16 protein-coding genes are annotated in these 13,020 nt (G+C 64.6%); 12 read left to right on the forward strand and 4 right to left on the reverse strand.

Going from position 1 to position 13,020, the window contains the following annotated elements; translation table 11 throughout:
* Nucleotides 1–129 precede the first annotated feature (129 nt).
* From zwf to ACQK2M_RS21910, 4 genes are read left to right on the forward strand one after another with little or no spacing between them, the layout of a single operon-like run.
* Entirely contained in the window at nucleotides 130–1,599 is a 1,470-nt protein-coding gene (zwf, locus tag ACQK2M_RS21895; RefSeq protein WP_425419556.1) for a glucose-6-phosphate dehydrogenase, read from the forward strand.
* Nucleotides 1,589–2,305, forward strand: coding sequence for a 6-phosphogluconolactonase (pgl, locus tag ACQK2M_RS21900; protein ID WP_425419557.1), 717 nt, complete (start codon nucleotides 1,589–1,591; stop codon nucleotides 2,303–2,305). Before zwf ends, pgl begins: the two co-directional genes overlap by 11 nt.
* Nucleotides 2,306–2,342: 37 nt before the next feature.
* Nucleotides 2,343–4,160: a phosphogluconate dehydratase gene (gene edd, locus ACQK2M_RS21905; protein WP_425419558.1), complete on the forward strand. Its 1,818-nt coding sequence runs from the start codon at nucleotides 2,343–2,345 to the stop codon at nucleotides 4,158–4,160.
* The gene (locus ACQK2M_RS21910; protein WP_425419559.1) at nucleotides 4,160–4,393 is read left to right on the forward strand and encodes a YdeI/OmpD-associated family protein; all 234 of its coding nucleotides are present in this window, start codon (nucleotides 4,160–4,162) and stop codon (nucleotides 4,391–4,393) included. The genes edd and ACQK2M_RS21910 overlap by 1 nt, the downstream gene beginning before the upstream one ends.
* A 9-nt stretch (nucleotides 4,394–4,402) precedes the next feature.
* Here the strand turns inward: ACQK2M_RS21910 and ACQK2M_RS21915 are convergent, their stop codons facing one another.
* The 3 genes from ACQK2M_RS21915 to ACQK2M_RS21925 form a co-directional block, all read right to left on the reverse strand.
* The gene (locus ACQK2M_RS21915; RefSeq protein ID WP_425419560.1) at nucleotides 4,403–5,083 is read right to left on the reverse strand and encodes a GNAT family N-acetyltransferase; all 681 of its coding nucleotides are present in this window, start codon (nucleotides 5,081–5,083) and stop codon (nucleotides 4,403–4,405) included.
* A complete protein-coding gene (locus ACQK2M_RS21920; RefSeq protein ID WP_425419561.1) occupies nucleotides 5,076–5,576 on the reverse strand; it encodes a MarR family winged helix-turn-helix transcriptional regulator in 501 nt (166 codons plus the stop codon). The genes ACQK2M_RS21915 and ACQK2M_RS21920 overlap by 8 nt, the downstream gene beginning before the upstream one ends.
* 92 nt (nucleotides 5,577–5,668) lie before the next feature.
* On the reverse strand, nucleotides 5,669–6,511 hold the full coding sequence (locus ACQK2M_RS21925) for a helix-turn-helix domain-containing protein (RefSeq protein WP_425419562.1): 843 nt from the start codon (nucleotides 6,509–6,511) through the stop codon (nucleotides 5,669–5,671).
* 71 nt (nucleotides 6,512–6,582) lie between these two features.
* On the opposite strand from ACQK2M_RS21925, the gene ACQK2M_RS21930 reads away from it, so the two are divergent.
* From ACQK2M_RS21930 to ACQK2M_RS21950, 5 genes are all read left to right on the forward strand, one after another.
* Nucleotides 6,583–7,194, forward strand: a complete 612-nt coding sequence (locus tag ACQK2M_RS21930; RefSeq protein WP_425419563.1) for a LysE family translocator — start codon at nucleotides 6,583–6,585, stop codon at nucleotides 7,192–7,194.
* A 110-nt stretch (nucleotides 7,195–7,304) separates the two neighbouring features.
* The gene (locus ACQK2M_RS21935) at nucleotides 7,305–7,610 is read left to right on the forward strand and encodes an ArsR/SmtB family transcription factor (RefSeq protein WP_425419564.1); all 306 of its coding nucleotides are present in this window, start codon (nucleotides 7,305–7,307) and stop codon (nucleotides 7,608–7,610) included.
* A gap of 29 nt (nucleotides 7,611–7,639) precedes the next feature.
* Nucleotides 7,640–8,668 (forward strand): permease, encoded by a 1,029-nt coding sequence (locus ACQK2M_RS21940; protein WP_425420111.1) that lies wholly within the window; start codon nucleotides 7,640–7,642, stop codon nucleotides 8,666–8,668.
* A gap of 12 nt (nucleotides 8,669–8,680) precedes the next feature.
* Entirely contained in the window at nucleotides 8,681–8,917 is a 237-nt protein-coding gene (locus tag ACQK2M_RS21945) for a thioredoxin family protein (protein WP_425419565.1), read from the forward strand.
* Nucleotides 8,914–9,834 carry an MBL fold metallo-hydrolase gene (locus tag ACQK2M_RS21950; RefSeq protein WP_425419566.1) on the forward strand — a complete coding sequence of 307 codons (921 nt, stop codon included), beginning with the start codon at nucleotides 8,914–8,916 and terminating at the stop codon, nucleotides 9,832–9,834. Before ACQK2M_RS21945 ends, ACQK2M_RS21950 begins: the two co-directional genes overlap by 4 nt.
* 25 nt (nucleotides 9,835–9,859) lie before the next feature.
* On the opposite strand, the gene ACQK2M_RS21955 is transcribed toward ACQK2M_RS21950, so the two are convergent.
* Entirely contained in the window at nucleotides 9,860–10,273 is a 414-nt protein-coding gene (locus ACQK2M_RS21955; protein WP_425419567.1) for a MerR family transcriptional regulator, read from the reverse strand.
* 390 nt (nucleotides 10,274–10,663) lie between these two features.
* Between ACQK2M_RS21955 and ACQK2M_RS21960 the strand changes: the two genes are divergently transcribed.
* From ACQK2M_RS21960 to ACQK2M_RS21970, 3 genes are read left to right on the forward strand one after another with little or no spacing between them, the layout of a single operon-like run.
* Nucleotides 10,664–10,915, forward strand: coding sequence for an acyl carrier protein (locus ACQK2M_RS21960; protein WP_223476346.1), 252 nt, complete (start codon nucleotides 10,664–10,666; stop codon nucleotides 10,913–10,915).
* The gene (locus ACQK2M_RS21965) at nucleotides 10,916–12,097 is read left to right on the forward strand and encodes an acyl-CoA dehydrogenase family protein (protein WP_425419568.1); all 1,182 of its coding nucleotides are present in this window, start codon (nucleotides 10,916–10,918) and stop codon (nucleotides 12,095–12,097) included.
* A gap of 3 nt (nucleotides 12,098–12,100) precedes the next feature.
* Entirely contained in the window at nucleotides 12,101–13,009 is a 909-nt protein-coding gene (locus ACQK2M_RS21970; RefSeq protein WP_425419569.1) for an amino acid--[acyl-carrier-protein] ligase, read from the forward strand.
* The last annotated feature ends 11 nt before the right edge of the window (nucleotides 13,010–13,020 follow it).

The raw sequence follows: 13,020 nt of genomic DNA on the forward strand, positions 1-13,020 counted from the left end.
GCGACCGTCATCCTCCCACGGTCTAGCACACCGGAACCGCCAAGCGACAAAAATACAATTGCGATCTGGTCTTTTTAAATCGATTAGATTATAACGCCGCCGACTCCTCTCGCCAGACAGGAAACATCCATGTCCGCACAGATCATCCCCGTCGATCCCTTCGACTACATCGTATTCGGGGGTACCGGCGATCTCGCCGAGCGCAAGCTTCTTCCCGCACTGTATCACCGCCAGGTCGGCGGCCAGATCGTCGATCAGACCTGCATCATCGGCGCCTCACGCACCGAGATGACCGACGACGAATACCGCGCTTTCGCGCGCAAGGCGCTGGAACAGTTCATCAAGGAAGACCTCGACGAGGACGAGCTGCAAAAATTCCTCGCAAAGCTGCGCTACGTCTCGGTGGACGCCAAGTCCGACAAGGGCTGGGACGACCTGAAGGCGAAGCTGGACGGCGATCCGCACAAGAAGCGGGCCTATTATCTCGCCGTCGGCCCATCGCTGTTCGGCGATTTCGCGACCAAGCTGCGCGAGCACGGACTGATTACCGACGAGACGCGCATCGTCGTCGAAAAGCCGATCGGTCGCGACCTGGAATCTGCCGGCATCCTCAACGACACGCTGGGCGAGGTCTTCACCGAGGACCAGGTCTTCCGCATCGACCACTATCTCGGCAAGGAGACGGTGCAGAACCTGATGGCGCTGCGCTTCGCCAATGCGCTGTACGAGCCGCTATGGAACTCCGCCCATATCGATCACGTGCAGATCACCGTGGCGGAATCGGTCGGGCTCGAGGGGCGGGCCGGTTACTACGACCGCGCCGGCGCGCTGCGCGACATGGTGCAGAACCACATGCTGCAGCTTCTGTGCCTCGTGGCGATGGAACCGCCCTCCTCGATGGACGCGAATGCGGTGCGCGACGAGAAGCTGAAGGTGCTGCGCTCGCTCGGGCGGATCGACGAGAGCAATGTCGAGGAATTGACGGTTCGCGGACAGTACAGATCGGGCGCCTCGAACGGCGGTCCGGTGAAGGGCTATCTGGAAGAGCTGGAAGGCGGGGTCTCGAACACCGAGACCTTTGTCGCCATCAAGGCGGAAATCGGCAACTGGCGCTGGGCCGGCGTGCCCTTCTACCTGCGCACCGGAAAGCGGCTGGCACAGCGCGTCTCCGAGATCGTCATCGCCTTCAAGCCGGTGCCGCACTCGATCTTCGGCAGCGCGGCGGGCCGGATGGTCGCCAACCAGTTGGTGATGCGGCTGCAGCCGGACGAAGGCGTCAAGCAGTGGCTGATGATCAAGGACCCCGGACCGGGCGGCATGCGGCTGCGCCACGTGCCGCTGGACATGAGTTTCGCGGAGAGCTTCGGCGTGCGCAATCCGGACGCCTATGAGCGGCTCATCCTGGACGTGATCCGCGGCAACCAGACGCTGTTCATGCGCCGCGACGAGGTGGAGGCCGCGTGGCAGTGGATCGATCCGATCCTGAAGGCATGGGAGGGGAGCGAGCAGCCGGTGCGGCAATACACGGCGGGCACATGGGGGCCTTCGGCCTCCATCGCCCTGATCGAGCGCGACGGACGGACATGGTATGAAAACTGATCCGGACGACAGGCTCCACCGGCACGACTATCCCGACCGCGAGGCGCTCGCCATCGCGCTGGCGGCGGGCATCGCGGCGAAGCTTGCGGGCGCGATCGCCGAGCGCGGCGAAGCGTCTCTCGCGGTCTCCGGCGGCTCGACGCCGAAGCGGCTTTTCGCCGTGCTGTCGGAAACCGACATTTCCTGGGACCGGGTGACGGTCATCCTCGTCGATGAACGCATCTGCCCGCCCGACTCCGACCGCGCCAACCAGAAGCTGGTGCGCGAGACGCTGCTGCAAGGCAATGCCGCGAAAGCGCATTTCGTCGCCTACGAGACAGCGGCGGAACTGCCGATCGCAAATGCCGAGAAGAGCGAGGCGCTGTTCGCCGGCCTGCCCTGGCCGCTCGACGTCGCGGTGCTCGGCATGGGCACGGACGGGCACACGGCCTCGTTCTTCCCGGGTGGCGACCGGCTTTCCGATGCGCTCGATACGGCCGGCGAAACCCGCGTTTTGCCGATGCAGGCGGACGGCGCGGGCGAACCGCGGCTGACGCTTACCCTGCCCGCCCTTCTGGACGCGCGGTTCCTCGCGCTCCATATCGAAGGGGAAGAAAAGCGCGGCGTGTTCGATACGGCGCTTGCCGGAACCGACGCCAATGCCATGCCGGTGCGCGCCGTGCTGCACCAGGACAAGACGCCCGTACACGTGTTCTGGGCGCCATAACCGCTCTATAAATTCACATCACAGGGAGCCCTGACCCATGAGTGACGTGCAGAAATCGGTGGCCGAGGTCACGGAACGCATTCGCGAACGTTCGCGCCTGACGCGCGAAACATATCTTGAACGGCTGCGCGCCCGGGCCGAGCTGGGTCCGAAGCGCACGAAATTGTCCTGCGGCAACCTCGCCCACGGCTTCGCGGCCTGCGGACCGTCCGACAAGGAAGACCTGATGGGCGACACCGTGCCCAATCTCGGCATCATCACCGCCTATAACGACATGCTGTCGGCGCATCAGCCCTACGAGACCTTTCCCGCCCTGATCAAGCAGGCGGCGCGCGAGGCGGGCGGCGTGGCGCAGGTGGCGGGCGGCGTGCCGGCGATGTGCGACGGCGTCACGCAAGGCCAGGACGGCATGGAACTGTCGCTGTTCTCGCGCGACGTGATCGCGATGGCGGCGGGTATCGGCCTGTCGCACGACATGTTCGACGCGGCGGTCTTCCTCGGCGTCTGCGACAAAATCGTGCCCGGTCTGACCATCGCGGCGCTGACATTCGGGCATCTTCCCGCGATCTTCGTGCCCGCAGGCCCGATGACCACCGGCATCTCCAATGACGAGAAGGCCAAGACCCGCCAGCTCTATGCCGAAGGCAAGGTCGGCCGCGACGAGTTGCTGAAATCGGAGAGCGCCTCCTATCACGGGCCGGGCACCTGCACCTTCTACGGCACGGCCAATTCCAACCAGATGCTGATGGAGATCATGGGCCTGCACATGCCGGGCTCGTCCTTCGTCAACCCAAACACGCCGCTGCGCGATGCCCTGACCAGGGAAGCGGCGAAACGTGCGCTTGCCATCACCGCGCTCGGCAACGAGTTTACCCCGGTGGGCGAGATGATCGACGAACGCTCGATCGTCAACGGCGTGGTGGGGCTGCACGCCACGGGCGGGTCGACCAACCACACGATCCACCTGATCGCCATGGCGGCGGCGGCCGGCATCAAGCTGACATGGCAGGACATTTCCGACCTGTCCGACACGACGCCTCTGCTGGCGCGCGTCTATCCGAACGGTCTGGCCGACGTGAACCATTTCCAGGCCGCCGGCGGGCTGGGCTTCATGATCCGCGAACTGGCGAGCGAGGGGCTGCTGCACAGCGACGTGCGCACCGTCTTCGGCCAGGGGCTGGAGCCTTATATGGTCGAGGCGAAGCTGGACGGCGATACGGTGGTGCGCGACCCCGCGCCTGCAAAATCGCATGACGACCAGGTACTCGCGCCGATCACCGCGCCCTTCCAGACCAATGGCGGGCTGAAGATGCTGACCGGCAATCTCGGCAAGGCGGTCATCAAGATCTCCGCCGTCAAGCCGGAACGCCACGTCATCGAGGCGCCCGCCGTCGTGTTCCACAGCCAGGAAGCGCTGCAGAAAGCCTTCCGCAAGGGCGAGCTGGAGAAGGATTTCGTCGCCGTCATCCGCTTCCAGGGGCCGAAGGCGAACGGCATGCCGGAACTGCACAAGCTGACGCCGTCGCTCGGCGTGCTGCAGGATCGCGGCTACAAGGTGGCGCTGGTGACCGACGGACGCATGTCCGGCGCGTCCGGCAAGGTTCCGGCGGCGATCCATGTGACGCCGGAAGCGCTGGACGGTGGCCCGATTGCCAAGGTGCAAAACGGCGACATGGTGCGTGTCGACGCGACCAAGGGCACGCTGGAAGTGCTGGTGCCGGCTGCCGAATTCGACGCGCGCGAGGTGGTGATCGCCGATCTGTCAGCGAATGCTTACGGAACCGGACGCGAGTTGTTCGAGACCTTCCGAAATGTCGCGGGCCGCGCCGACGTGGGCGCAAGCGTCTTCGCCTGATGCCGCTGAAGCGCGCATTGCAGCCCATGCCCGCCTTCGTGGCGGCGGCGCTGGACGAATCCGGCCTGCGCGACGCCTATGAGGCGCGGCCGGATTACCAGCGCAACGACTATCTGGGCTGGATCAACACCGCCAAGCGCGAAACGACCAAACACAAGCGGCTGACGCGGATGCTGGAGGAGTTGCGCGAGGGCGACGTCTATATGGACATGCCGTGGGGCGGCTCCAGATAGAAGCGCCGCTCAGCCGCGCACCAGCATTTGCACCGTGATGGTGCGCTGCCATCGAAATCCGAGCGTTTCGTAAAGCCGGATCGCCGACGCGTTGGGCTCGTAAGCGTGCAGGAACGGGGTTTCCCCGTCGTGCAGGATGCGGGTCGCAACGATGCGCGACAGGAGACCCGCATAGCCGCGCCCCCGAAAATCGGGATGCGTGCAGACGCCACTGATTTCGCGATAGCCTTCCACATGCAGCCTTTCGCCGGCCATCGCCGCAAGCCGGCCATCGACGCGAATGCCGACGAAGCGGCCGAGCCGGTGCGTGTCGAGCAGGAAGGGGCCGGGCCGGGTCAGCGTCGCCAGCGCCAGCATTTCCTCCGCGTCGGCATCACCGAGCGGAGCGATCTCGCCGGCCGGATCGGCGGGCACGAGATCTTCCGCGTGCATCTGGACGATATTGGCCTCGGTCGCGATTTTCAGGCCGGGCGGAATTTCGCCGCCGCCCTTTCGGGCCAGGAGAATGCCGCCACCTTCGGGCACGAGGCCGGCAAGGGCGCGCAGGCAATCCTCGCCATCGTCGCGCGACGCGGCGAAGGGCGAGACATTGGGCGGAAAGCGCATCGCGTCGGGTCCACCCTCGGCCCAATGCGTCTGTCTGGAGGTCAAAGCAGCCCAGATCGGCCGGTCGAGAACATGATCAGCCATTTTCGCGCTCCTCCATCTTGCGCGCGGCGCGCCGGTCCAGCGGCAGGCTGTCGAGTTCCTCCTCGATCCGGTCGAGCTGCTGCAGGATCGGACCATCGAGGGGGGCGCACATCTCGCGAACCGCCGCCTCGACATGGGGCCACAGGTCACGCATGCAGCGTTCGACGACGGCTGCTCCCGCGTCGGTGAGCATGACCGGTTTGCGGCGCTGGTCCTCGCCCGCGGGCGCAGGCTTCACCATGCCATCGGCGGTGAGCTGGCGAAGGCTGCGCGTGACGCCGGGCTGCGAGACGCCGAGCGCCGTGGCCAGCTCACCCACGGTCAGGGCGCCTTCGCCGTGCAGCGTCTGGAGAAGCGGCCAGATGCCGGGCGGCTGCTCGATCCCCTCGCTTGCGAGGAAGCGGGCGGTTTCGGCCTGCATGCGCTCGCCGACACGTTTCAGCCGGCTGCCGAGCGGGAGATATCCCAACTCCTTCGTGAAATCCCTGACCATGACCAACCTCACTCAATAACACGTTATATAACGTGTTATGTTAATATGGTTTCGTCAAGCGGAAATCGGCATTCCAACCGGAATCGCCGAAATCAGGCGGCCATGTCGAGGCGGTAGCGCGCGGGTGTCGTGCCGGTCAGTTGCTTGAAGGCTTTCGAGAAATGCGGCTGGTCGGCGAAGCCGGTGGCGAACGCGGCCTCGGCGGGCGCGAGGCCTGTCTCGAGCAGATGACGCGCCTTCCGGATGCGGAACTGGCGAAGCCATGCATGCGGCGGTAGGCCTGTCGCCTTGCGGAAGGACCGGATCATGTGGCGCGGCGTGACGCCGGCGATGCGGGCGAGATCGTCGATGGTGACGCGCTCGCCGTAATGGGCTTCAAGGTGCCCAAGCGCGCGCGCCGCGGCAGCGGAACACGCCCGCTCCTCACGCCCCGGCCCGCGACTGGCGTGGCGGCCGAGACGGAACAGGCCTTCAAGCAGGTCCTCCTGCCCGGCGAGCGGATCGACGCCCGGCGCGGTCGCCCGCAACAGCAATTGCCAGCATTCCGGGTCGGTCACGACGCCGGAGACGAACCATGCGTCGTTTCCGAGCCCCGCTTTTTCAAGGAAGGATTGCGGCGCATAGATCCCCGTATAGACCAGCCGGTCCTCGCCGAAGCGGCCGCCGGTGTGGACATCCCCGGGATTGATGACGGTGATGCCGCCGGGCTCGACCGTGTGGGTCCTGCCCTCGCGCATGAAGCGCATCACGCCGTAGCGCATGATACCGAGCATGAGGCCGTCATGGGTATGCGGGGCGAAATGGTGATCGTGAAACGACGCATCCATCAGGTCGACGGCGGAGAAGCCGGGCATGCGGCGGAACCGCGCCCGGTCACGCGGCGACTCGAAAACGGGTTCGGTCGATAGCGCCTGCATGTCCGTTTCCAACACCATGTCACTTTTCGACAAGACCGGACCGCCTCGCGGCGGCAGGATCGCGGCCCGATGAAAACGGAAAGCCCGCGATGACCGGTTTCGACCTTCTCGTGTCCTATGTCACCTTCTGCGCGATCATGGCAGGAACGCCCGGCCCGAACAACATGATGATGCTGGCGTCGGGCGTGCGGCACGGCACGCGACGCTCGCTGCCGCTCTCCGCCGGCGTGGCCGTCGGCATGGCGGTGCTGTTCGGTGCGACCGGTTCCGGCCTCGGCGCGGCGTTCTCCGCGCTGCCATTGCTGGCGCTCGGGCTGCGCTTCGTGGCGGCGGCGTTCCTGTTGTGGCTGGCCTGGAAGATCGCGACCGCCGGCCCGCTCAGGCGCAATGACGACGATCTCGAAATCCTCGGCTTCGGCACAGGCGTCGCCTTCCAGTGGATCAATCCGAAAGCCTGGGCGGCGGCGATGAGCGCGGCGGCGACCTACCTGCCGGAGGGGGCCGGTTTCGGCACGGTCGGCGCGGGCGCGGCGATCATGGGGCTGGTGGCGCTTTGCGCGACGACGCTTTGGGTCGTCTTCGGGACATGGCTCAGCCGGTTCCTGCACGAACCGCGGCGCGCGCATGTCTTCAATTTCGCGATGGCCGCCCTGCTGCTCGTCTCGACGCTGCCGATCCTGTTCGGAAAACTTACGGTCTGATCTCTTCCGCGCCGGCGCGCATGACAAATCGCCCATGCCCGTTGATATCGATCAAGGCCGCGCTCCCCAACATATGCGCATTAGCGCATATGAACGAAACGGAAGCCGACATGCCCGATCCAGTCAAAATCCTTTCCGCGCTTGCCGAGCCGACCCGGCTTGCCGCCATGGCCATGCTGTCGGATGGCAGCGAACATTGCGTTTGCGAGTTGATGCACAAACTCGACGCCACCCAGTCGCGCATGTCGCGGCACATGAAGATCCTGAAGGACGCCGGGCTGGTGATCGACCGACGCGACGCGCAATGGGTGCGCTATCGCCGAAACGACGCGATGCCGGCACATGTCTCCGCAATCGTCGATGCGGCGCTGGCCTTGTCCGCATCGTCAACCGGCGGCGAAAGGATCGCCGCGTGAGTTCTCCGACCGATACGCTTCCCGCGCGCATGCACGGCCCGTCCGGCTGGCTCTGGACGCTCGGCGTGGCTTTGTTCGTCGCCGTGTGGTGGCTGATCTATCGCCAGCTCATACCGGTCGCCGAATGGCTGACCGGTCTGTTTCCCGTCGACCGGCACAGCCATACCGGCGAGGCATTGGCCTTCTTTTTCTACGACGTGCCCAAGGTTCTGATGCTGCTGACGCTGATCGTCTTCGCGATGGGTGTCATCCGCTCCTTCTTCTCGCCCGAAAAGACGCGTGCGTTGCTGGCCGGCAAGCGCGAGGGTGCGGGTAACGCGATGGCCGCCGGCCTCGGCGTGCTGACGCCATTCTGCTCCTGCTCGGCCATTCCGCTGTTCATCGGCTTCGTCTCGGCGGGCGTTCCGCTTGGGGTGACGTTCTCCTTCCTCATCGCCGCGCCGATGGTCAACGAGGTCGCGCTCGGTCTGTTGTTCGGGCTTGTCGGCTGGAAGGTCGCCCTCACCTATCTTGGCTTCGGCCTGGGCATTGCCATCGTCGCCGGCTGGGTGATCGGCAAGTTGCGGCTCGAAGGGTGGCTGCAGGACTGGGTGCGCGACATCCATGCGCGCGGCGTCGGCGACGTTCCCTCCGAAAACCTGACCCTGGTGGACCGCTACAGACAGGGGATCGAGGCGGTTCGCGATATCGTCGCGAAGGTCTGGATCTGGATCATCGTCGGCATAGGCGCGGGCGCACTCATCCATGGCTATGTGCCGGCCGACCTGATGGCGCGGATCATGGGCGCGGATGCCTGGTGGTCGGTTCCCGCCGCCGTGCTGATGGGCATTCCCATGTACACCAATGCGGCCGGCGTCATTCCCATTGTCGAAGCCCTGCTCGGCAAGGGCGCGGCGCTCGGAACGGTGCTCGCCTTCATGATGAGCGTGATCGCGCTGTCGCTGCCGGAGATGATCATCCTGCGCAAGGTGCTGACACTGAAGCTGATCGCCGTCTTCATCGGCGTCGTCGGCGCCGGCATCCTCGCGGTCGGCTTTCTCTTCAACCTCATTTTCTGACGGAGTAATGCAATGAAACACGTCAAGGTCTATGGACCGGGTTGCAAACGATGCAATGCCACTGAACAGATGGTGCGCGATGCCGCAGCGAAACTGTCGATCGATGTCGAGATCGAGAAGGTAATCGACTACGCACAGATCGCGATGGCCGGCGTCATCTCGACACCCGGCATCAGCATCGACGGCAAGCTCGTCCATTCCGGCGGGCTTCCCGATGCGGCGGCGCTTGAGACGTGGCTGGCTGCATGACGATCCTCCACGGTATGGTGGCGGCGGGGACGGTGCTTGCGGCGACACTATCCGCGTCTGCCGGCAGCCTCGAAATCCAGCCCGTCGCCGACGATGTCTTCGCGCTGGTCGGGGGCAAGGAGCAGCGATCGCCGAACAATCTCGCCAACAACGCCACATTCGGCCTCGTCGTCACGGATGACGGCCTCGTGCTGATCGACCCGGGCGGCAGCCGGAAGGGCGCGGCGGCAATCGACGCGGCGATCCAAACGATCTCGGACAAGCCGGTGCGCTATGTCATCGATACGGGCGGACAGGACCACCGCTGGCTCGGCAATGGCTACTGGAAGGACAAGGGTGCGACGATCATCGCATCGGCCGACGCCGTCGCCGACCAGAAGGAACGCCAGTCGATGCAGTTCACCATGCTGGATGCGCTGATCGGGGATGCGCTGGAAGGCACGGAGCCGGCTTATGCCGACGTGGTCTTCGACGACGACTATGTATTCTCGCTGGGCGGGCTGGAGTTCGAAATCGTCCATCCGGGCGCGGCGCATACGCCGGGCGACTCCTTTGTGTGGCTCGCCTCCCGCGACACGGTTTTTGCCGGCGACATCGTCTTCACCGAGCGCATTCTCGGTGTTCTGGAGATGTCTTCGTCAAGCGGATGGCTGGAATCCTTCGACAGCCTCGCGGCACGCGAGCCGGAACATGTCGTTCCCGGCCACGGCCATGCGACCACATTGGCGAAGGCGAAAGCCGACACCCGCGACTATATCGCCAATCTGCGCGAGAGGATCGGCGAGCATATCGACGCCGGCGGCGACATGATCACCTCCGTCGAGGTCGACCAGTCGACTTTTTCCTATCTGGAGCAGTTCGACGCGCTTGCCCGCCGCAACGCGCAGCAGGTCTTTTCCGAGATGGAGTGGGAATAGGCGGCGGGCGGACAGATGCCGCCACTCAGTGCTCGGTCTCGCACCGGCCGTGATCGGCGAGCACCTGCATGATATTGCAGTCGCCGGCCTGATCGGCATGGCAGTTCGCCTCGACGCGGGTCAGTTCCTTCTCCAGCCGTTTCAGCCGGGCGATGCGTTCGCGGATCGCGGCGAGATGCGATGTGGCGATGCGGTGCGCCTCGTCATGCGGCATGGCGGGGTTCTCGCTCAGGCGGACCAGTTCGCGGATCGCCTCCAGAGACAGGCCGAGATCGCGGGCATGGCGAATTAAGGTCAGCCTGTCGAGCGCCGCGCGCGTGTAGCGCCGCTGGTTGCCGGCGGAGCGCTCCGGCGCATCGATCAGGTTCATCTGCTCGTAATAGCGGATGGTCGGCACCTTGACGCCGGACCGGCGCGACATCTCACCGATGGAGAGCATGAGCGTCATCCTTTTTCAAAAGCTTCAGTCTCTGGAGATATCTTGTCGGCGACGTGAGATTCAAGCTGCGGAAATCCGAACATTTCGTTCCCTCCGTCACATGCCCGGTAACCGAATGCCGACCCTTGCCGCGCCCGCGTGAGACGCGCCGCCCTTGGCCGCGCGGGCAATGTCAACGACGTCCGTCAGCACGGCGCACACCTGTTTCAAAACGGGACGCTGGCCTGAAAAGACACGCCCAGTCCCGCGATATTACAGCGCGTCGGAACTGTACTTGACCGTTAACCACATCGCTTAAGCACACCTTATAAAAATAGCCGTAAGAGAACATGCATCGGAGCCAAAACGCGCCAATATCGAAGCGCGCTTCCAGAACAGGGAATCCAAGGCATGAACTCCACCATTCGCGACCTCCTGACCAAGCATGGCCGCCTGCCGGTCTCCGTCGACACGATTGCCGACGACGCGGACCTTTACGAAGCGGGCCTTTCCTCTTTCGCTTCCGTCCAGCTGATGCTGGGCCTGGAAGAGGCCTTCGATATCGAGTTTCCGGAAACCCTCCTGAACCGCAAATCCTTCTCGTCGATCAACGCGATCGCCGCGTCCGTCAGCCAGATCACTGAAACGCAGCAGGTGGCCTAAATGAACGTCGCCAGCCCGATTACGGCTCTCTCACTTGCCGAACGCACCCAAAGGGCTGCGAAGGTTGCGGCGGAATTCGCCGATACAGTCGACCGGGAAGCCCGCTTCCCGAAAGAAGGCATGGATGCCGTCAAGGCCGAACGGCTGATGGGTATCCAGATCCCCGTCCAGCATGGCGGCGAAGGCGCGACGATGAGCGAAGTCGCCGAGGTCTGCTCGATCCTCGGCAAGGCTTGCGCGGCGACGGCCATGACCTACGCCATGCACCAGATCCAGATCGCCAGCCTGTCGGATCATGCACCGGACAGCGCCTGGCACGAGACGTTCCTGAAATGCATCTGCGACGAGCAATTGCTGATCGGATCGGCGACCAGCGAGGCCGGCATCGGCGGCAATCTGCGCAATTCCGTCTGCGCCGTGGACGTCGAGGGCGACATCGTCCGGCTCGAAAAGAACGCCACCGTCATTTCCTATGGCGCCGATGCGGACGCCATCATGGTGACCTCGCGCCGTCACAAGGATTCACCGCCGAGCGACCAGGTCGCGACGCTGTTCACGAAGGACCAGTACACGCTTGAGCATACGGCGGAGTGGGACACGCTCGGCATGCGCGGCACCTGCTCGGACGGCTATATCTTCCGCGGCGAAGCGCTGGCGCAACAGATCCTGCCCAAGCCCTTCGCGGAAATCGCGGCGCAATCCATGCTCGCGGTATCGCATCTTCTTTGGGGCGCGCTGTGGTTCGGCATCGCCGCCGACGCCGTGAACCGGGCACAGTCCTACGTGCGCGCCGCCGCACGCCGGTCTCCGGGCCAGACGCCTCCCGGCGCGCTGCGCCTCGCCGAGGCCTCCAGCATGCTGCAGCAGGTGAAATCGAATGTCGTCGCCGGGCTGAAGCAGTTCGAAGCCGGCAAGGGCGATCCCGACGCGCTTTCGGCGATGGGCTTCGCGGTCGCGATGAACAACATCAAGATCGGCACGTCCCAGACCATTCTCGACATCATCAACCAGTGCATGCTGATCTGCGGCATCCAGGGCTACAAGAACGGAACGCCCTACAGCCTCGGCCGGCACCTGCGCGACGCGCATTCGGCGCAGTTGATGATTTCCAACGACCGCATTCTCGGCAACACGTCGACGATGCTTCTCGTCGGCAAACAAGAAACCAGCCTTCTGAGGTAAGCCATGGACAAGCAAGTCTCCTTTCTCGACCAGCTTTTCGATCAGGGCATCCTGCATGACAGCGGTGTCGACGGCCTCTATGCGCGCAGCGACCTCTTCGAGGAGGTCATCACGCGCTTCGAGGCATTGGCGAAGTCCTTCGGCAAGGACGAAACCAGCGAAGCGATGGTGTTTCCGCCGGGCATGCCGATCAAGGATTTCGAGACCAGCGGCTACATGAAGAACTTCCCGCATCTGGCGGGGACGGTTCACGCCTTTTGCGGCAATGATCACGACCATGCGGGGCTGCTGCAGTGTCTCGAAGTCGGCGAAGACTGGTCGGAGAACCAGAAGCCGACCGACGTGGCGCTGACCCCGGCCGCCTGCTATCCGCTCTACCCGATCCTCGCGCGGCGCGGCGCGCTGCCGGCGGAAGGCGCCTATGTGGCGCTGCAATCCTACTGCTTCCGCCACGAGCCCTCGCGCGACCCGGCCCGCATGCAGATGTTCCGCCAGCGCGAATTCGTGCGCGCCGGTTCCGCCGACCAGGCGATCGCGTTCCGCGAGACCTGGAAACAGCGCGGCCAGGAGATCATGAAGCTGCTGGAACTGCCCTGCACTGTGGATGTCGCGAACGATCCGTTCTTCGGACGGGCCGGCAAGATGATGGGGTCCAGCCAGCGCGAACAGGAACTGAAATTCGAGCTGCTCGTGCCGGTCAACTCGGCCGCGAACCCGACCGCCTGCATGAGCTTCAACTACCACATGGACAATTTCGGCAAGGCCTGGGACATCCGCCAGCAGGATGGCTCGCACGCCCATACGGCATGCGTCGGCTTCGGGCTGGAACGCATCGCCCTGGCGCTTTTCCGCCATCACGGCATGGATGTGGAAAGCTGGCCGGCAGGTGTCCGCAAGGCACTCTGGGGCTGACGTTTTGGCAT

It is taken from the genome of Oricola indica, from assembly GCF_965227485.1.
Taxonomy (GTDB): Bacteria; Pseudomonadota; Alphaproteobacteria; order Rhizobiales; family Rhizobiaceae; genus Oricola; species Oricola indica.